The sequence below is a fragment of the Sphingomonas sp. GW821-FHT10F09 genome (assembly GCF_058809195.1).
Genome location: NZ_JBXASI010000001.1, coordinates 813707 through 832276 on the forward strand (window position 1 = coordinate 813707; position 18570 = coordinate 832276).

16 protein-coding genes are annotated in these 18570 nt (G+C 70.7%); 7 read left to right on the forward strand and 9 right to left on the reverse strand.

Annotation, left to right across the window (positions count from 1 at the left end):
- Positions 1 to 7: 7 nt before the first annotated feature.
- The 6 genes from AC1RTO_RS03910 to AC1RTO_RS03935 all read right to left on the reverse strand — a co-directional run bounded on the left by AC1RTO_RS03910 (position 8) and on the right by AC1RTO_RS03935 (position 6052).
- Complete coding sequence (locus AC1RTO_RS03910; RefSeq protein WP_493159590.1) at positions 8 to 1144, reverse strand: CaiB/BaiF CoA transferase family protein; 1137 nt, start codon at positions 1142 to 1144, stop codon at positions 8 to 10.
- 99 nt (positions 1145 to 1243) lie between these two features.
- Positions 1244 to 2428 carry an acyl-CoA dehydrogenase gene (locus tag AC1RTO_RS03915; protein ID WP_493159591.1) on the reverse strand — a complete coding sequence of 395 codons (1185 nt, stop codon included), beginning with the start codon at positions 2426 to 2428 and terminating at the stop codon, positions 1244 to 1246.
- Between the two features lie 113 nt (positions 2429 to 2541).
- Positions 2542 to 4668, reverse strand: coding sequence for a TonB-dependent receptor (locus AC1RTO_RS03920; protein WP_493159592.1), 2127 nt, complete (start codon positions 4666 to 4668; stop codon positions 2542 to 2544).
- A gap of 132 nt (positions 4669 to 4800) precedes the next feature.
- Positions 4801 to 5583, reverse strand: coding sequence for a tryptophan 2,3-dioxygenase (locus AC1RTO_RS03925; RefSeq protein WP_493159593.1), 783 nt, complete (start codon positions 5581 to 5583; stop codon positions 4801 to 4803).
- Between the two features lie 26 nt (positions 5584 to 5609).
- Positions 5610 to 5879 carry a hypothetical protein gene (locus tag AC1RTO_RS03930; protein ID WP_493159594.1) on the reverse strand — a complete coding sequence of 90 codons (270 nt, stop codon included), beginning with the start codon at positions 5877 to 5879 and terminating at the stop codon, positions 5610 to 5612.
- Positions 5876 to 6052, reverse strand: a complete 177-nt coding sequence (locus AC1RTO_RS03935) for a hypothetical protein (protein WP_493159595.1) — start codon at positions 6050 to 6052, stop codon at positions 5876 to 5878. The genes AC1RTO_RS03930 and AC1RTO_RS03935 overlap by 4 nt, the downstream gene beginning before the upstream one ends.
- 91 nt (positions 6053 to 6143) lie before the next feature.
- Between AC1RTO_RS03935 and AC1RTO_RS03940 the strand changes: the two genes are divergently transcribed.
- Positions 6144 to 6761 (forward strand): S24 family peptidase, encoded by a 618-nt coding sequence (locus AC1RTO_RS03940; RefSeq protein WP_493159596.1) that lies wholly within the window; start codon positions 6144 to 6146, stop codon positions 6759 to 6761.
- Here the strand turns inward: AC1RTO_RS03940 and AC1RTO_RS03945 are convergent, their stop codons facing one another.
- Entirely contained in the window at positions 6762 to 6932 is a 171-nt protein-coding gene (locus AC1RTO_RS03945; protein WP_493159597.1) for a hypothetical protein, read from the reverse strand.
- A 77-nt stretch (positions 6933 to 7009) separates the two neighbouring features.
- On the opposite strand from AC1RTO_RS03945, the gene AC1RTO_RS03950 reads away from it, so the two are divergent.
- From AC1RTO_RS03950 to AC1RTO_RS03960, 3 genes are all read left to right on the forward strand, one after another.
- Positions 7010 to 7327: a hypothetical protein gene (locus tag AC1RTO_RS03950; RefSeq protein WP_493159598.1), complete on the forward strand. Its 318-nt coding sequence runs from the start codon at positions 7010 to 7012 to the stop codon at positions 7325 to 7327.
- Positions 7328 to 7525: 198 nt separating this feature from the next.
- Positions 7526 to 9475, forward strand: a complete 1950-nt coding sequence (locus AC1RTO_RS03955; RefSeq protein ID WP_493159599.1) for an autotransporter assembly complex protein TamA — start codon at positions 7526 to 7528, stop codon at positions 9473 to 9475.
- Positions 9472 to 13590, forward strand: a complete 4119-nt coding sequence (locus AC1RTO_RS03960; protein WP_493159600.1) for a translocation/assembly module TamB domain-containing protein — start codon at positions 9472 to 9474, stop codon at positions 13588 to 13590. Before AC1RTO_RS03955 ends, AC1RTO_RS03960 begins: the two co-directional genes overlap by 4 nt.
- Positions 13591 to 13746: 156 nt before the next feature.
- On the opposite strand, the gene AC1RTO_RS03965 is transcribed toward AC1RTO_RS03960, so the two are convergent.
- On the reverse strand, positions 13747 to 14097 hold the full coding sequence (locus AC1RTO_RS03965) for a DUF6481 family protein (RefSeq protein WP_293878176.1): 351 nt from the start codon (positions 14095 to 14097) through the stop codon (positions 13747 to 13749).
- 165 nt (positions 14098 to 14262) lie between these two features.
- Here AC1RTO_RS03965 and AC1RTO_RS03970 point away from each other — a divergent pair, with 165 nt between their 5' ends.
- Entirely contained in the window at positions 14263 to 14931 is a 669-nt protein-coding gene (locus AC1RTO_RS03970; RefSeq protein ID WP_493159601.1) for a spermidine synthase, read from the forward strand.
- Positions 14932 to 14973: 42 nt separating this feature from the next.
- Here the strand turns inward: AC1RTO_RS03970 and AC1RTO_RS03975 are convergent, their stop codons facing one another.
- Positions 14974 to 16395 carry an aldehyde dehydrogenase family protein gene (locus AC1RTO_RS03975; RefSeq protein WP_493159602.1) on the reverse strand — a complete coding sequence of 474 codons (1422 nt, stop codon included), beginning with the start codon at positions 16393 to 16395 and terminating at the stop codon, positions 14974 to 14976.
- 101 nt (positions 16396 to 16496) lie between these two features.
- Here AC1RTO_RS03975 and AC1RTO_RS03980 point away from each other — a divergent pair, with 101 nt between their 5' ends.
- Both AC1RTO_RS03980 and AC1RTO_RS03985 read left to right on the forward strand, forming a co-directional pair.
- Complete coding sequence (locus AC1RTO_RS03980) at positions 16497 to 17477, forward strand: quinone oxidoreductase family protein (RefSeq protein ID WP_493159603.1); 981 nt, start codon at positions 16497 to 16499, stop codon at positions 17475 to 17477.
- Between the two features lie 105 nt (positions 17478 to 17582).
- Entirely contained in the window at positions 17583 to 18530 is a 948-nt protein-coding gene (locus AC1RTO_RS03985) for a hypothetical protein (RefSeq protein ID WP_493159604.1), read from the forward strand.
- The last annotated feature ends 40 nt before the right edge of the window (positions 18531 to 18570 follow it).

Here is an 18570-nt window from a genome sequence, read left to right on the forward strand (position 1 = left end):
CGCTATGCTATCGGGACGTATCCAATCCCGTACGTGCCCCGGAATTCAGCGCCGGAGCGGGGCGGCCGGTGGCGAGGTCCGCGTCGGAGAAGCGGATCGGGGTGCGCAGACCCTTGATCGGTTCGAGGTCGAGAACCATGCCGCGGGCGACGACCTGCGGGTCGTGCAGGGCCTGTTCGACGGTGTTGATCGGGCCGGCGGGAACGCCTGCGGCCTCCAGCCGGGCGAGCAGGTCGTCGCGGTCGAAGCGGCGGGTGGCGGCGGTGATCGCGTCGAACAGCGGTTCGCGATGCGCCAGCCGGAGCGCGTTGGTGGCGTAGCGCGGGTCCGCCGCGTCGAGGCCGACGACGGCGCAGAAGCGGCGGAACTGGCCGTCGTTGCCGACCGCGAGGATGAACCATCCGTCGGCCGTCTCGAACACGGCATAGGGGCAGACGTTGACATGCGCGTTGCCGACGCGGGTCGGGGTAACGCCGCTGCCGAAGTAGTTCGCCGCCTGGTTGGCGAGGACGCCGGTCATCGTGTCGAGCAGCGCCATGTCGATCTGCTGGCCGCGGCCGGTCCGCTCGCGCATCGCGAGCGCGGCCTGGATGGCGATGACGGCATAGAGGCCGGTGGTGATGTCGGCCATGGCGACGCCGATCTTCTGCGGGGCGCCGGCGGGTTCGCCGGTCAGGTCCATCATCCCGCTCATCCCCTGCACGATGAAATCGTAGCCCGCGCGCGGGGCATAGGGGCCGTCCTGCCCGAAGCCGGTGATCGAGCAATAGACGAGGCGCGGATTGAGGGCGGAGAGGCTGGCGTAATCGAGGCCGTATCGGGCGAGGCCGCCGACCTTGAAATTCTCGATCAGCACATCGGCCTCGGCGGCGAGGGCGCGGACCTGCGCCTGCCCGTCGGCGGTGGTGAAGTCGATGACATGGCTGGTCTTGCCGCGGTTGCAGGCGTGGAAATAGGCGGCGTCCTGCGTCCCGTCCGCAGTGTCGACGAAGGGCGGCCCCCAGCGGCGGGTGTCGTCGCCGGCGGGGGATTCGACCTTGGTGACGGTCGCGCCGAGGTCGGCAAGGACCTGGCCTGCCCATGGCCCGGCGAGGATGCGGGCGAGTTCGAGGACCTTGAGGCCGGAGAGGGGGTGGTCAGGCATCGGCCGGCCGCCGTTCGTCATTGCGGGCGTAGCGCGGCAATCCAGCGCGTCTTGGTTCGGCTCCGGATTGCTTCGCTTTGGTCGCAATGACGGACACCGTCAGAACGCCGCGATGCCGGTGATCGCGCGGCCGAGGATGAGGGCGTGGACGTCGTGCGCGCCTTCGTAGGTGTTCACCGTTTCGAGGTTCATCGCGTGGCGCATGACCTGATATTCGCCCGAAATGCCGTTGCCGCCGTGCATGTCGCGCGCCATCCGGGCGATATCGAGCGCCTTGCCAACGTTGTTCCGCTTGACGATCGACACCATTTCGGGCGCGAAGCGGCCTTCGTCCATCAGCCGGCCGACGCGCAGCGACGCCTGCAGGCCGAGCGCGATTTCCGTCTCCATGTCGGCGAGCTTCTTCTGGTAGAGCTGGCGACCGGCGAGCGGCGTGCCGAACTGCTTGCGGTCCAGGCCATATTGCCGCGCGGCGTGGAAGCAGAATTCGGCCGCGCCGAGCGCGCCCCAGCTGATGCCGTAGCGGGCGCGGTTGAGGCAGCCGAACGGCCCCTTCAGCCCGGCGACGTTGGGCAGCAGCGCGTCTTCGCCGACCTCGACGTCCTCCATGACGATGCCGCCGGTGATCGAGGCGCGCAGGGACAGCTTGCCCTCGATCTTGGGCGCGGACAGGCCCTTCATGCCCTTGGTCAGGATGAAGCCGCGGATCGCGCCGTCGTGCGCGTCGGATTTGGCCCAGACGACGAAGACGTCGGCGATCGGCGAATTCGAAATCCAGGTCTTGGCGCCGGAGAGGACGTAGCCGCCCTCGACCTGGCGGGCGCGGGTGGTCATGCCGCCGGGATCGGAGCCGGCGTCGGGTTCGGTCAGGCCGAAGCAACCGATATATTCGCCGCTGGCGAGCTTCGGCAGGAAGGTGCGCTTCTGCTCTTCGGAGCCATAGGCATGGATCGGATACATGACGAGGCTGGACTGGACGCTCATCATCGAGCGATAGCCCGAATCGATCCGCTCGACCTCGCGCGCGACGAGGCCATAGGCGACGTAACCCGCACCGACGCCGCCATATTCCTCCGGCACCGTCGGCCCAAGCAGGCCGAGCTCGCCCATCTCGCGGAAGATTTCGGGGTCGGTGTGCTCATGCTGGAACGCCTCGACGATCCGCGGCGCGAGCCTGTCCTGCGCATAGCTGCGCGCGGTGTCGCGGATCATCCGTTCGTCCTCGCTCAACTGATCGTCGAGCAGGAAGGGATCGGCCCAGTCGAACTTGCCCATGCCGGCCATCGCATCGTCTCCTTTTGAAGATGCGGTACGGGGGAATGAGGGAGGGGGCAAGGGGTGCGTGTCTCCCGCCACCCCGGACCACGTCCGGGGTGACGGGGGTGTTCGGAGAGGCCTTACAGCCCGAAGCGGAGCGTCACGCGGATGTCGCGGCCGGCGAGCGGTGCGAAATCCTTGAGGAAGCTTGAATGGCGGCGCGCGACGACGTCGAACAGGTTGTTCGCCGAAAGCAGCAGGCTGGTCTTGCTGTCCTTGCCGAACGGGCTGATCGAGGCGCTGGCATTGACCATCGTGTAATCGTCGGTGCGCGTCTCGAACGCGGCGAGGCGGTTCTGCGGGAAGACGTGCTCGACCTCGACCCGGCCGCCGAGGCGGTCGCCCTGCGCCTCGATCCCGCCGAGCACGCGCGCGGGCGGGATGCGGGGAACGGGGCCGGAATCGACGATATTGGCGTGGACGTAATCGCCGAGCAGGTCGGCGTTGATCGCATAGCCGCCGATCTGCGCGAGGCGCACCGAGGCGTCGGCCTCGAACCCGTAATAGCGCGCGTCGCCCTGCTGATACTGGAAGCAGGGCAGGCCATCGAGTTCGTCGGTGCGGGTCAGGCAGACCGAGGGATCGACGCGGTTTTCCGAGATATAGTTGGAGAACCAGTTGTAATAGGCGGAGGCATCGAAGCTGTAGCCGTCGCCATGCGCGTGCAGCGTCGCCTCGAGGCCCCATGATTTTTCGAGGCGGAAGTCGGGGCTGCCAAGCTCATAGGCCTGCGTGCCGGCATGCGGACCGTTAGCGAGCAGTTCTTCTGCCGACGGCGCGCGTTCGGTGCGCGAACCGTTGAGGCCGATGCGGATGCCGTCGCTGATCGCGTAGGACGCGCCGATCGAGCCGGACAGCGCCTCGAAATGGCGGTTGCCGCCGAAGAAGCGGTCGTTGCCGGCCGGTACGCGCCCGGCGACGTCGGTCAGTTCGTAGCGCAGGCCACCCTCGGCGCGGAACGGACCCGCGCTATATTGTTGCAGCGTGAAGAAGCCGGTCTGGTTGGTTTCGTTCTTCGGCAGGAAGGCCTCGTCGCCGACGACGTTGAAGATGCGGTTGAAATACTGGACGCCGCTCGCGCCCTGCCAGCCGCCGCGATTGGCCTGGACGACCTCGAGCCGCCCCTCGAGCCCCTTGTTGTAGAAGGCGGTGCCGACGCTGCCGTCCTCCTCCAGCTCGAAATGGCGGTAGGTCGCCTGGCCAGCGCGAATGCGGATCTTGTCGAGGAAGCCGCCGCCGGTGTTGACCTCGCCGCGCAGGTCGACGCGGTTCTGGACGACGGAGAGGCGGGGGGCCTCCTGCTCCTGGCCGACCGCGGTCGCGTAGCGGATGGGGACGCCGTAGAGGCTGTCGTAATGGCTGTAGGAGACGCCGAGGTTGCCGGTGTCGGTGATGATCGACGCGCCCGCGCCCGCGGTCCACGTCTCCGCCGCCGAATTGGGCAGGCGGTTGCGCAGCGCGGCGGAGGCGGCGAAGTCGATCGGTTCGTCGCCCTCCTGCGGCAGGCCGACCTGGCTCAGCGCGGCGGCGCGGGCGGCGGGGGAGAGCAGATAGCCCTTGCCGGTGCGCAGGTCGTTCGCCTTGAGGTACGATCCGTCGGCGTGGAGGACGAGGTGCTCGCCGACCGCGACATCGCCGGCGGCACCGCCCGAGCGTTCGTCCGCGGCCGAGCCGTAATTGGCGATGCCGTTGAGGCGATAGCCGTTCTCGGGGACGCTGCGCGGGATGCGGGTGTCGATGACGTTGACGACGCCGCCGACCGCGGACGAGCCGAACAGCAGCGCCGACGGGCCGCGCAGCACCTCGATCCGCTCGGCGAGCAGGGGGTCGATGATGACGGCATGGTCGACGCTGGTGTTGCTGACGTCGATCGAGCCGATGCCGTCGGTCAGCACGCGGATGCGATCGCCCTGGAAGCCACGCAGGATCGGCCGCGACGCGCTGGGACCGAAGGACGTCGCCGACACGCCGGGCTGGCGGGCGAGCGTTTCGCCGATCGTCGGGCGCAGGTTGCGGGTCAGTTCCTCGCCCGAGATGACCGAGGTGCCCTGCAGCACGTCGCGCTCGCTCTGCGGCAGCGCGGCGGTGACGATGATGTCGCGGCCCTGCGGCGCGGCGGCGGTCGCCGGAGCGGGCTGTTCCGCAGTTTGCGCGACGGCGGGACTGGCGATGAGGGCGGCGCCGGCGAGCAGGGTGAACTTCAGCATCGATACTCCGGGAAACAGGCTGGGGTGCGAATGCGCCGTCTCTTACCGGTCATGTTACGTTATATCAAAATGAAATCCGCGTCATGTTGGGTGCAGTGCAGCACTGTGGTTTTCGGGTCACATGCCGGGGCGTCACAGGCTGGTGCGGACGTCGAGCAATTCGGGGAAGAAGCGCTGTTCGACGACGCGCGCGAGATAGGGCACGCCCGCGGTGCCGCCGGTGCCGGTCTTGAAGCCGATGACGCGCTCCACCGTCTTGAGATGGCCGAACCGCCAGAGCTGGACGTGATATTCGAGGTCGACCAGTTTCTCGGCGAGTTCGTACAGGTCCCACCAGGCGGACGGATCGCCGTAGACGGTGGCCCAGCATGCCTCGACCGCGCGCGACGGCGCGGCGATGGTGGCGAAGTCGCGGTCGAGCCGGTCGGGCGGCACCGGCAGGCCGCGGCGGGCGAGCAGGCGCAGCGCCTCGTCGTACAGGCTCGGCCGGGCCAGTTCGGCGGACAGGCGGTCGCGGACCTCCGCCTCCTCGAACACCGCGACCATCGCCGAATTGCGGTTGCCCATGATGAATTCGAGCTGGCGATACTGGTCGGACTGGAAGCCCGAGCTGGTGCCGAGGCTGCCGCGCATCGCCGCGTAATCCGCCGGCGTCATCGTCGCCAGCACCTCCCACGACTGGATCAGCTGCGTCTGGATGCGGCTGACGCGCGCCATCATCTTGAGCGCCGGCGGCAGGTCGTCGGCGGCGATGCGGCGGCGCGCCTCGCCCAGCTCGTGGAGGCAGAGTTTCATCCACAGCTCCGACGCCTGATGGATGGTGACGAACAGCAATTCGTCATGGACGTCGCTGAGCGGCGTCTGGACGGCGAGCAGTTCGGGCAGGCGCAGGTAGCTGCGATAGGTGATCGTCATGGCGGGCAGCTGTAGCGGGCCTTCTCTCATGTCTCCAGCAGCAGCACCTCCAGCGTCGCGGTGGTGGCGGTGGCGGCGACGACGGCGAGGTCGGCGACGAGCCGGCCGGGGACCGGCAACTCGGCCTCGGGCAAGGCGGCGAGCCATGCGGCGGGATCGGCGCCGTCGATCGCGAGGACGAGGTCGAGCCGCGCGCCGGTGAAGGTGGCGCTGGACCATGGCCGCTCGACGGCGTCGCACAGGGCCAGCGTCATGCCATGGGGCCGCGCGTCGGCAGCCAACGCGCGCAGGATCATGCCTGCCGCCCGGCCATGAAGCGTTCGATCCGCGCGACATTCTCCGGCCCGATCACCCGGCCGCGCATCATGTCGGTGACGAGGCGCGGATCGTTGATCGAAAGGCGGCCGAACTGGCTGCGCGACATGCCGGTGTGGCGGAGATAGCGGTCGATCTTGATGAGCAGGCACATCGATTCCCTCACGAGTCCATCTGTTCTGTTCGCGATCTGTTCCGGTCGATCCAACTTGTCTAGGAAAATTTCCTACGCTATCGCATCCCATGTGGAGACGATCGATCCCAGAGGCCGGTTGACGGCGCTGGCGGCGGCGCGGGGCGACAGCCTGGCGGCGCTGTCGGCGATGCTGGGGCGCAACGCGGCCTATCTCCAGCAGTTCGTCGCGCGCGGATCGCCGCGGCGGCTGGCCGACGACGACCGGCGCCGGCTGGCGGATTATTTCGGGGTCGACGAGGTGGAACTGGGCGCGGCGCCGGGGCGGCGGCCGTTCACGCTGCCGCGCCTCGCGATCGCCGCGTCGGCGGGGCCGGGCGCGTTCGTCGATGGCGAGATCGCGATCGGCGCGGCGGCGATCGACCCGGCGCTGGCGACGCGACTCGGCCTGCGCGAGGGGCAGGCGGCGATCGTGCGGGTGCGCGGCGATTCGATGGAGCCGGGGCTGGTCGACGGCGATCTGATCGTGGTCGACCGCGCGCGGCGCCTGCCCGATGCGCGTGGCGCGGTGTTCGTGGTGCGGATCGACGATGCGGTGATGGTGAAGCGCGTCAGCCGCGCCCGCGCCGGGCTTGCGGTGGTCAGCGACAATCCCGCGGCGGCGGCGGTCCCGGACGGCGCGGTCGAGGTGATCGGCCGCGTGGTGTGGCTGATGCGCGAACCGCGCTGATCAGCGACGCCGGTCGCGCAGCCAGATCGCCACAGCGCCCGCACTGCCGATGACGAGGCCGGCGAGGAAGCCGATCGTCACCTGGCCCTGGGTCAGGCCGACGACGGTGCCGCCGATCGTGCACAGCGCGATGAGGATGCCGCCCGCGGCGGAAGGAGGAGTGTCGGCCATGCCCGGCGCCCTGCCACGTCCCGTCGCGGGACGCCAGCGTGCCGCGACGGGACAGGCGGCACAAGGGCGGGGCGGGCATGGCGATGCCGTTTACCATCGATGCGCGCCGGGTGGGGGCGATGCGGTTGAAGTGGCACGGCAATTGTAGGATGGGCGACGTCCGTACCGTTCCCCGGGAGTATCGCATGTCCGCCCTTTATCTCGCCGACGCCCAGCAGGTCGTCGAGGCTGCGGAGCTGATCGCGACCTTCGGCGACGAGGCCCCGGTCGAGGCGGCGATCCGGGCGGGACGGATGCGCGACATCGGCAACCACCTGCATTTCTGTCGCTGGCGCCAGACCGAACGGTTGATCGCGCTGATGGCGTCGGACGAGGCGGTCGGCACGGTGCACTGATGGGCGGGACGGCGCGGAGTCCAGTCGCAGCCGCCGGCGGTCGACCCCAAAGCCCGTCACTGCCCCCTTGGAAGGGGAGTAAGTGGCGGCGCGCTGCGAGGCCGCCGTCGCCGTTGGACGGTCGCCGTGCCCGCTTGATCCGAAAAGGGTCTGATATGGGACTGTTGCGGCGGGATCGCGCACGCTAGGACCGTCGCCATGGTGGCGCGTGTGGGGTGGTTCGGGCTTGGCGCGACTGCCATGCTTCTTCTCTCCGGACCGGCCGCGGCGCAGACCATGCCCGCCGAGCCCCTTCCGCGCGACCCGGCGACGCCGCTCGATCCCAACGCACCGCTGGCGCCGCTGCCCGATATCGGCGTCGCCTGGCCCGATCTGGGCGCGGAGGCGGGCGCGACCGTCGCGACGCAGGCGACCGACGGCGCTGCCGAGACGCGCTATGCGTGGCGGATCGACGGGGTCGACGCGGCGGCGACGCCGCTGCTGCGCCAGCGCTTCGACGATCTGTCGACGCTCAACGCGAACGACGGCAGCGCCGCCAATGCCGCGCAGATCGACCGCCGCGCGCGCGAAGACGCGGACCTGCTCCAGTCGCTGCTGCGCGGCGAGGGCTATTATGATGCGCGGGTGTCGACGCGGGTCGAGCCGGGGGCGAAGCCGCTCGTCGTGCTGCAGGCGGAGCCGGGGACGCTGTATCGCTTCAAGGGCGTGACGCTGGGCGGGGTCGCGGCGGCGGAGGACAAGGCGGGGACGCTGCGTGACGCTTTCGGCGTGAAGGCGCAGGACGCGGTCAATGCCGATGCGATCGTCGCGGGCGAGGCGCGGCTGAAGACCCGGATCGGGCAGGAAGGCTTTCCCTTCGCCGATGTCGGCGAATCGCAGATCGTCGTCGATCATGCGACCAAGACCGCGACGCTCGACCTCGCGGTGGCGCCGGGGGCGGAGCGGCGGTTCGGCAGCGTCGTCGCGCTGCCCGGCAACGGCGTGTTCGACGCGCATCACGTGCAGGAGATCGCGCGCTTCGTGCCGGGCGAGACCTATGACGCCTCATCGCTCGACGACCTGCGGCGGGCGCTGATCCAGACCAGCCTCGTCTCGTCGGTCGTGCTGAAACCGGTCGAGGGGACATTGCCCGGCACGGTCGATATCGGCGTGAAGCTGGAGCCGGCGCCGCCGCGGACGATCGCGGGCGAGGTGGGGTATGGCACCGGCGAAGGCGCGCGTGCGGAGCTGAGCTGGACGCATCGCAACCTGTTCCCCCCCGAAGGCGCGCTGACCGTGCGCGGCGTGGCGGGGACGCGCGAACAACTGGGCAGCCTGGTGTTCCGGCGCAACAATTTCGGGGGTCGCGACCGGGTGCTGACCGCGCAGGTCGCCGCCGCGCACCTCCAGCGCGATGCCTATGAGGCCAACACCTTTTCGCTGTCGGCGACGCTGGAGCGGCAGACGACGATCTTCTTCCAGAAGGCATGGACCTGGTCGCTGGGCGGCGAGCTGGTCACCTCCGACGAGCGCGACGTCATCGCCGCGACCGGGCAGCCACGGCGGCGTACCTTCTACATCGCGGCGGCGCCGACCAGCCTCAATTACGACGGCACCGACGATCTGCTCGATCCCCGGCGCGGGTTCCGGCTGGGCGGGCGGATCAGCCCCGAATTCTCGTTGCAGGGCGCCGCCTTCGGCTATGCGCGCATGCAGCTGGACGGCAGCGCCTATCAGCCGGTGAAGAGCGGGCTGGTGCTCGCCGAGCGGATCCGGCTGGGATCGATCCTGGGGGCGTCGCGCGACAGCATCGCGCCGTCGCGGCGGTTCTACGCGGGCGGCGGCGCGTCGGTGCGCGGCTATGGCTATCAGGCGATCGGACCGCGCGACGTCAACAACGATCCGATCGGCGGGCGCAGCCTGGCCGAATTCTCGATCGAGGCGCGGGTCAAGGCGTTCGGCAATTTCGGCATCGTGCCGTTCCTCGACGGCGGCACGATCTATACCAGCGCGCTGCCCGGGCTGAGCGACTTCCAATATGGCGCGGGCGTCGGCGTGCGCTATTATTCCAACTTCGGGCCGATCCGCCTCGACGTCGGCACGCCGCTCAACCCGCAGCCGGGCGATAGCCGGGTGGCGGTCTATGTGTCGTTGGGACAGGCGTTTTGAGCCGCTGGCTGCGCCGGATCGGGCTGGCGCTGGCGGCGCTGGTGGCGGTGTTCGCCGCCGCGCTGCTGATCGTCGATACCGATATCGGCCATCGCTGGGTCGCGGAGCGGATCGGCGCGATCCGGACCACCAACGGGCTGCGCTTCACCATCGGGCGGATCGACGGGTCGCTGTACGGCCGGGCGCGGCTGAAGGACGTGCGCGTCCATGATCTCGACGGACTGCTGGTGCAGGCGCCGGCGGTGACGCTCGACTGGACGCCGTGGCTCTGGTTCCGCAACCGGCTGGAGATCCGGGCGCTGGCGATCCCGCAGGCGACGCTGTTCCACGCGCCGCGCACGCGCGCACCGGCGAAACGCGGGCCGATCCTGCCCGATTTCGACATCCGCATCGGCCGGCTGGCGATCGACCGGCTGGTGCTGGCGAAACCCGTGCTCGGCACCGAACGGATCGGGCGGGTCGCGGGCCGGGCGGATATCCGGCGCGGGCGGGCGCTGGTGCGGCTCGATGCGGCGGTGGCGGGATCGGACCGGCTGGCGCTGCGCATCGATGCCGAGCCGGACCGCGACCGGTTCGACATCGACGTGCGCGCGGCGGGCGCGGCGGGCGGCGTGCTGGCACGCAGCATCGGCGTCCGCCGCGCGCTGAGGCTCGATATCGGCGGCGACGGCAGCTGGTCGCGGTGGCGTGGCCGCGCGGTCGGGCGGGCGGGCAAGGTTCGCGCGATCGACCTCGCGCTGGCGGCGGACGCGGGGCGCTATACGCTGTCGGGGCAGCTGGCACCCGGCGGGCTGGTCGGCGGACTGGCCCAGCGGCTGGCAAGCCCGCGGGTGCTGGTGAACGGCAGCGCGACCTTCGCCGGGCGCCGGCTGGACGGCACGCTGTCGCTGCGCAGCCCGGCGATCGCGGCGGAGGCGACCGGGCTGATCGATCTGGGCGCGAGCGCCTTCCGCAACGTGCGGGTCCGGACGCGGCTGCTGCGCCCCGCCGCGGTGATCCCGGCGATGAGCGGCAGCGGCATCGAACTGCGCGGGGTGATCGACGGCGGTTTCGATACCGCGCGGTTTGATTATCGGCTGCGGGCCGACCGGCTGGGCGTCGACCGGACCGGGATGCGCGGCGTGCGGCTCGCCGGCAGCGGGCGGCTGGGGCAGCGCGCGCTGACGATGCCGGTGCGCTTCGCCGCCGCGGAGGTGACCGGCGTCGGCAATGTCGCGGGCGGTATCCTGCGCAACCTCAGCCTCGACGGGCCGCTGACGCTCAAGGGCTCGCTGCTGACCGGGGACGCTTTGCGGCTGCGCTCGGACAAGCTGGCGGGGCGGATCATGCTGGCGGTGGATTTCGCCACCGGCCGCTATGAGGTCGGGCTGAACGGCACGCTCAACCGATTGTATATCAAGGGGCTTGGCGTCGTCGACCTGCGCAGCGACCTGCGCGTCGTGCCGGGCGCGGGCGGACGCGGCACGCGGATCGTCGGGCGCGGCACGGTGCAGGTGGTGCGGCTCGACAACGGCTTCCTGCGCGCGCTGACCGGCGGCCTGCCGCGGATCGTCACCGGGCTGGAGCGGACCCCCGACGGCGTTCTCCATTTCGCGGACATGGTGCTGACCTCGCCGCGGCTGACGCTGCGCGGCAACGGGCTGCGGCGGCGCGACGAGACCTTCCATCTCGAGGCGGTCGGGCGGCACACGCAATACGGGCCGGTGACGCTGAAGCTGGACGGCAGGATCGACCGGCCGACGCTCGACCTGCTGCTGGCGCGGCCCAACGACACGCTGGGCCTGTCGCAGGTGCGCGCGCACCTCGACCCGACGGCGCAGGGCTTTGCGTGGCGGGCCGAGGGCGGGTCGCGGCTGGGGCCGTTCAGCGGCGCGGGCGCGATCCTGCTGCTGCCGCCCGGTGTCGACGACCTGATCCAGGTCGACCGGCTGGCGGTGAGCGGGACCAATGCATCGGGGCGGCTGGCGATCGTCACCGGCGGGTTCGCCGGGCGGCTGGGCGTCGCCGGCGGCGGCCTGTCGGGCGAATTGCTGTTCCGGCCGGTCGGGACGGTGCAGCGGATCGAGATGCACCTCGACGCGGCCAATGCGCGGCTGGATGCCGCGACGCTGCGGCGCGGGCGGCTGGATGCGACGATGCTGCTCGACCCGGCCGGCACGTCGATCGACGCGACCGCGACGGGGCTGGGCCTGCGGCAGGGGCGGTTGAGCCTCGCGCGCTTCGCGGGCAATGCGCGGCTGCGCGGCGGGATCGGCGAGGTGCGCGCGTCGATCGCCGGGTCGCGCGGGCGGGCGTTCGACATCCAGACGGTTACGCAGGTGTCGCCCGACCGCTATGTCGTCGCGGCGGAAGGCACGCTCGACCGGCGGCCGCTCAAGCTGCTGACCCCGGCGGAGATCGTGCGCGACGGCGACGGTTGGCGACTGGCGCAGACCAGACTGGCCTTCGCCGGCGGCGAGGGCGCGGTGAGCGGGCGGTTCGGGGCGGGAGGACTCGCGGTGGATGCGTCGCTGACGCGGATGCCGCTGGCGATCCTCGACATCGGTTTTCCCCGGCTGGGGCTGAGCGGCACCGCGTCGGGCACGTTCAGCTACGACGCGGTCGACGGGCAGGCACCGACCGGCAAGGCGAACGTCACCGTCCGCGGGCTGAGCCGCGCCGGGCTGGTGCTGTCGTCGCGGCCGATCGACGTCGGGCTGGCGGCGGCGCTGTCCGCGGACCGACTGGGCGTGCGCGCGGTGATGGCGTCGGGTGGCAAGACGATCGGGCGCGGGCAGGCGCTGCTGCGGCCGCTGGGCGCGGGCGACCTCGCCAGCCGGATCGTCGCGGCGCCGCTGTTCGCGCAGCTGCGCTATCAGGGGCCGGCGGATACCCTGTGGCGGTTGACCGGGGTCGAATTGTTCGACCTGTCCGGTCCGGTCGCGATCGGCGCGGACGTCAGCGGCCGGATCGGCGCGCCGGTGATCCGCGGCGTTTTGCAGGCGAGCGGCGCGCGGATCGAGAGCGCCAACACCGGCACCGTGCTGACCAACGTCGTCGCCAACGGGCGGTTCGGCGGATCGCGGTTGCAGATCGACCGCTTCGCCGCCGACGCCGGCAAGGGCGGACGGGTAACCGGCAGCGGCGGGTTCGACTTCGCCGCGGCGCACGGGATCGGCATCGACATCCGCCTCGCCGCCGATCGCGCGGTGATGATCAACCGCGACGATATCGGCGCGACCGTGACCGGGCCGCTGACCTTCACCTCCGACGGGTCGGGCGGGCGGATCGCGGGCGACGTCGTGCTCAACCGCAGCCGCTACCGGCTGGGACAGGCGACTGCGGCGACCGCGGTGCCGCGGCTCAACATCCGCGAGATCAATCTGCCCGACGGCGGCGAGGAGGACGAGGCCCCGGTCGCGCCCTGGACGCTGGCGATCCGCGCCAGGGCGGCGGACAAGGTGATCGTCAGCGGCCTCGGCCTGTCGAGCGAATGGTCGGCGGACCTCGAAATCGCGGGCGAACCGGCCAATCCGGCGATCACGGGCACGGCGACGATGGTGCGTGGCGATTACGAATTCGCCGGCCGCAAGTTCGAATTGAGCCGCGGCATCATCCGCTTCGCCGGCGAGGTGCCGGCCAATCCGGCGCTGGATATCGAGGCGAATGCGGACAGCACCGGGCTCAGCGCGTCGATCCGGGTGACGGGGACCGCGCTGAAGCCAGAGATCGGCTTTTCGAGCGTGCCGGCGCTGCCGCAGGACGAATTGCTGTCGCGGTTGCTGTTCGGCACGTCGATCACCAGCCTGTCGGCACCGGAGGCGTTGCAGCTCGCATCGGCGGTGGCGGCGCTGCAAAGTGGCGGCAATGGCCTCAACCCGATCAATGCGGTGCGGCGGGCGGCGGGGCTCGACCGCCTGCGGATCCTGCCGGCCGATCCGCAGACCGGGCAGGGGACGTCGATCGCGGCGGGCAAATATGTGACGCGGCGGCTGTATGCGGAGATCGTGACCGACGGTCAGGGCTATTCCGCGACCCAGGTCGAATTTCAGGTGACGCGCTGGCTGTCGCTGCTGTCGAGCATCTCGACGCTGGGGCGGCAGAGCGCCAACGTACGGGTGTCGAAGGATTATTGAGGGGGCGGGGATGGCCCGTTCGCGCGACGCGCTATGTCATGTGTGAGTCGCCACGCCTCCCGCGCATGATCAGTCACCGCGGAACGGGTGCGTAATGGCGGTTAGTGGGGTGACGGTCGTGGGTCCCGCGGCCGTACCGCGGGACCCGACGCACTGTCAGCGCTTGCCGACGCGCTGCTTGCGGGCGGCGTAGCGGGCGTCGCGGGCAGCCTTCATCTCGGCTTCGGTCGGGATCTTGGGCTTGGCCTTGGCGGCGGCTTCGGCAGCGGCGAGCGCCGCGGCTTCCGCGGCGGCCTTCTTCTCGGCGATTTCGCGTTCGCGGGCGGCCTGCTTTTCCGCACGCTTCTGGGCGAGCGCGGCTTCCTTCGCGTCCGCCGCAGCTTTGCGCTCGGCGACGATCGCCGGGTCGAGCGGGGGCTTGGCGCGCAATTTGTCGAGCGCGGCCTGCTTGGCCTGGGCGGAAAGGGCGGCGCGCTCCTGGAACGTCTGGGGCTTGTAGGCTGGCATGTGGGTAGTGAAGATCCTGTCGGTTTTATGCGGCGACCACGCGGCGTGCGTGGTCGTCCGGACTGTCCGTTAGAGCAAAACGCCCCATTCTCCAAAAACGTGCCATCGCCATGACGGATGGGGCGCGGTACGGGCGCGGTTACAGCACGAGGGAGTGACACGGGCATGACGCCGCGCGAATTGTTGGGGACGGCCGAAGTACCGGGCGGCGAGCCGCTGCGGCTGTTCCGGCGCGGGGGCGATTTCATGATCGTGCTCGAGCGCAACGAGTTGATGAACAGCCGGATGAGCGGGTCCGAAGAAGCGCTGGCGGTGATGACGATCGACCGGCTGCGCACGCCCGCGCCGCATCTGCTGGTCGGCGGGTACGGGATGGGATTCACGTTGCGCGCGGCGTTGGCCAGACTCGGCGGACAGGCGCGGGTGACGGTGGCGGAACTGGTGCCGGAAATCGTCGACTGGGCCCGCGGGCCGATGGCGGCGCTGACCGACGGCTGCCTCGACGATCCCCGAGTCGCGGTGGAGTTCGCCGACGTCGCCGAACTGATCGCGGCCGGGCGCGGCAGCTATGATGCGATCCTGCTCGACGTCGACAACGGGCCGGACGGGCTGGTGCGCGCGGCGAACGACCGGCTTTATTCCGCCCGCGGCCTCGCGACGGCGCGCGCGGCGCTGCGGCCGGGCGGCGTGCTGGCGGTGTGGTCCGCGGCCAAGGATGCCGCCTTCGCACGGCGCCTGCGCGAAGGCGGGTTCGAGGTGGACGAGGTGACGGTGTGCGCGCGCAGCAACGGCAAGGGCGCGATGCACACGATCTGGTTCGCCAAGGGGCGGTGACGACCCGATCGGCCCCCTCGGGAGAAAGGGCCGATCGTCGCGTCAGGCCGGTTCGCCGACGATCGTCTTCAGCTCCATGAAGTCGGCGATGCCGTATTTGCCGCCTTCGCGGCCGTTGCCGGACTGTTTGTAGCCGCCGAACGGGGTGCCGCTGGGGCCGCTCCAGGCGTTGATGGTGACCAGCCCGGCGCGCAGGCGCGGCGCGACCCGCGCGGCGGCAGCGGGGTCGCCGGAGATGGCGGCGGACAGGCCGTATTCGGTGGCGTTGGCGAGCGCGATCGCTTCGTCCTGCGTGCCGTAGCGGGTGATCGTCGCGACCGGGCCGAACGTCTCCTCGCGCGCGATCCGCATGTCGGGCGTCACGTCGGCGAAGACGGTCGGGCGGATGTAATAGCCCGCGTTGCGGCCGTCGGGCCGGCCCGGTCCACCGGTGACGAGCGTCGCGCCCTCGTCGATCGCCGACTGGATCAGCTCCTGGATCTTGTCGAACTGCGCTTTGTTGACGACGGGGCCGATGTGCGCGCCCATCTCGGCGGGGTCGCCGATCGGCGTCGCCTCGAAGATCGCCCGCGCGACCTGCGCCGCCTCGTCGGCCTGGCTTTCGTGGACGAGCAGGCGGGTGGGGGCGATGCAGCTCTGCCCCGAATTGGCGAGCACGCCCTGCAAGGTCGGTGGCAGCACCGAGGCAAGGTCGGCGCCCTCCAGCACCAGATTGGGGGCCTTGCCGCCCAGTTCCTGATGGACGCGCTTGACGGTCGCGGCGGCGGCCTGCGCCACCGCGATGCCGGCGCGGGTCGATCCGGTGAAGCTGACCATATCGACGTCGGGATGCGTCGACAGCGCCGCACCGACGGTGGGGCCGTCGCCGTTGATAAGGTTGAAGACGCCTGCGGGCACGCCTGCATCGTGCAGGATCTCGGCGAGGATCATCGCGCAGCTCGGCGCCTCCTCGGACGGTTTGAGCACGATCGTGTTGCCGCCGGCGAGGGCGGGGGCGACCTTGGCGCAAATCTGGTTGAGCGGCCAGTTCCACGGCGTAATCATCGCGACGACGCCGATCGGTTCATGGACGACGCGCGCCTTGCCGACCTGTTCGGAGAAGGTGAATTCGCGCAGCGCCTTCACCGCCCCCATGATGTGGCCGAGCCCGGCGGGCGCCTGCGCCGCCTGGGCGAAGCCGATCGGCGCGCCCATTTCCTGGCTGACCGCCTTGGCGAGATCGGGAATGCGCGCCTTATACGCCTCGACGATGCGGTCGAGCAGGTCGGCCCGCTCGTCCGGGCTGGTCTGCGAGAAGCTGTCGAACGCCTTGCGGGCGGCGGCGACCGCCTTGTCGACGTCGGCCTGCGTGCCGAGCGTGATCGTCGTCACCGGCTGTTCGGTCGACGGGTCGATGACCTGATGGCTTCGGCCGCCCTCGCTGGGAACCCAGGCGCCGTCGATGTAGAAGTCTTGGGCATTCATCGCATCGCTCTCCATATATGTTTGCCAGCGGTGTGCGGCGCGACGGGAACAGTTGCAACCCGAAACGCGTATGCCCGGACGAGCGAAAGGAAAAGCGGCCGATGAGCGAACGGGTAGCGCGGATCGAGCGGACGGGAGGTCCGGAGGTGATCGAATGGGTCGACGTCGATCTGCCGCCGCCGGGGCCGGGCGAGGTGCGGATGCGGCACCGCGCGGTCGGGCTGAACTATATCGATACCTATCACCGCCGTGGCATCTATCCGATCGACCTGCCCGCCGGGCTGGGCAGCGAAGCGGCGGGCGTGGTCGAGGCGGTCGGCGACGGCGTCGCGGACTTCGCGGTCGGCGACCGGGTCGGCACCTTCGGGCCGGCGCGTGGCGCCTATGCGACCGCGCGCAACGTCGCCGCGACGCAATTGCTGCACCTGCCGGACGACGTCGACGACGAGACCGCGGCGGCGCTGCTGCTGAAAGGCTGCACGACGGAGGTGCTGGTCGAACGCTGTGCGCGGGTCGAGGCGGGGCAGACGGTGCTGGTCTGGGCGGCGGCGGGCGGCGTCGGCCAGTTGCTGGTCGGCTGGCTGAAGGCGATCGGCGCGACCGTGATCGGGACGGCGGGATCGGCGGACAAGGCGGCGCACGCGCGCGATGCCGGCGCCGACCACGTCATCCTGCATCGCGACGAGGATGTCGCGGCGCGGGTGCGTGAGATCACCGGCGGGCAGGGCGTCGCGACGGTGTTCGACGGCGTCGGCATGGCGACGTGGCAGGCGACGCTGGCGGCGGTCGCGCGGCGCGGACTGATCGTCAGCTATGGCAATGCCGGCGGGCCGGTGAACGGCGTCGACCTGGGCATACTGGCGGCGAAGGGGTCGCTGTTCGTCACCCGGCCGACGCTGTTCGACTATTACGTCACCCCCGAGGAACGTCGCGCCGGCGTCGAGCGCGTGTTCGCGATGCTGCGCGACGGGGCGATCCGGCCGGCGATCGGCCAGCGGTTCGCGCTGGAGGATGCGGCAGCGGCGCACCGGGCGCTGGAGGCGGGCGAGACGCACGGGAGCAGCATCTTCACCGTCGATTGATCCGCCGGTCGTCACGGCCATTGCGGGATCGCCCGACGGCTGGGATAAGCGGGAACGTTGCGTCGGCGCGGGGGCGTCGGCGCCCTGCGATGGGAGCGGCGGGACATGGGCGTCTGGGGATCGATGCGGGTGGCGGCATTCGCCGGCGCGATGCTGGCGACGGCGGCGGCGGCGACGGGAGTCAGCGCGCAGACCGCGCCGCCGGCCGATCCCGGCACCGCCGCCGACCCGATCGTCGTCGAGGGCCGCGCCCTGCCCGACGAGGCGAAGATCCGGGCGCTGGCCCGCGCGATCTCGCCACGCGTCGGCTTCGACCAGCCGCTGGCGCGCTTCACCGATCCGGTCTGCTTCGCGACGGCGGGGCTGCCGTTGCCGATGCTGCGGACGATCGGCGCCCGGCTGGCCGAGAATGCCGATGCGGCGGGGATCGCGCTGGCCGGGGAGGGCTGCACGCCCAACATCCTCGTCATGGTCGTCGAGGACAGTCGGGCGGAAGCGGAGCGGCTGATGAGCCGCCGGCCCTGGATGTTCCGCGATTACCAGCCGAGCGAGATGCGCGAGATCCTGAAGGAACCCGGGCCGGTCCACGTCTGGAGCGTCAGCGAGGTGCGCAGCCGCGACGGCGATCGCCTGTTCCAGAGCATCGATGGTCCGCCGACGCTGCAGGTGCCGATCGCGACGCGGATCGCGCTGGCGATCCGCCGCGACATGCTGTCGACGGTGATGCTGATCGATCGCAAGGCGGTGCCCGGCCGCAGCCTGCAGCAGATCGCGGACTATGCCGCGATGCGGACGCTCGCGATGATCCGTCCCAAGGGCGCGACCGGCGGCGACACGATCCTGACGTTGTTCGATCCCGCCGCCGCGCCGCCGACGGAGATGACGGCGTTCGACCGCGGCTATCTGAAGGCATTGTACGACGGATCGGGTACGCAGCGCGGCGCGACCAAGGTGGCGATGATCGCCCGCAGCATCGTCAAGGCCGCGGATGCGGACCGGGCGGACGCACCGGCCGGCAAACCCGCCGATGGCAAGGGTGCCGGGGGCAAATGACCATCGGCGCGCCGGGCCAGATGACGGGCCAAATGACGTC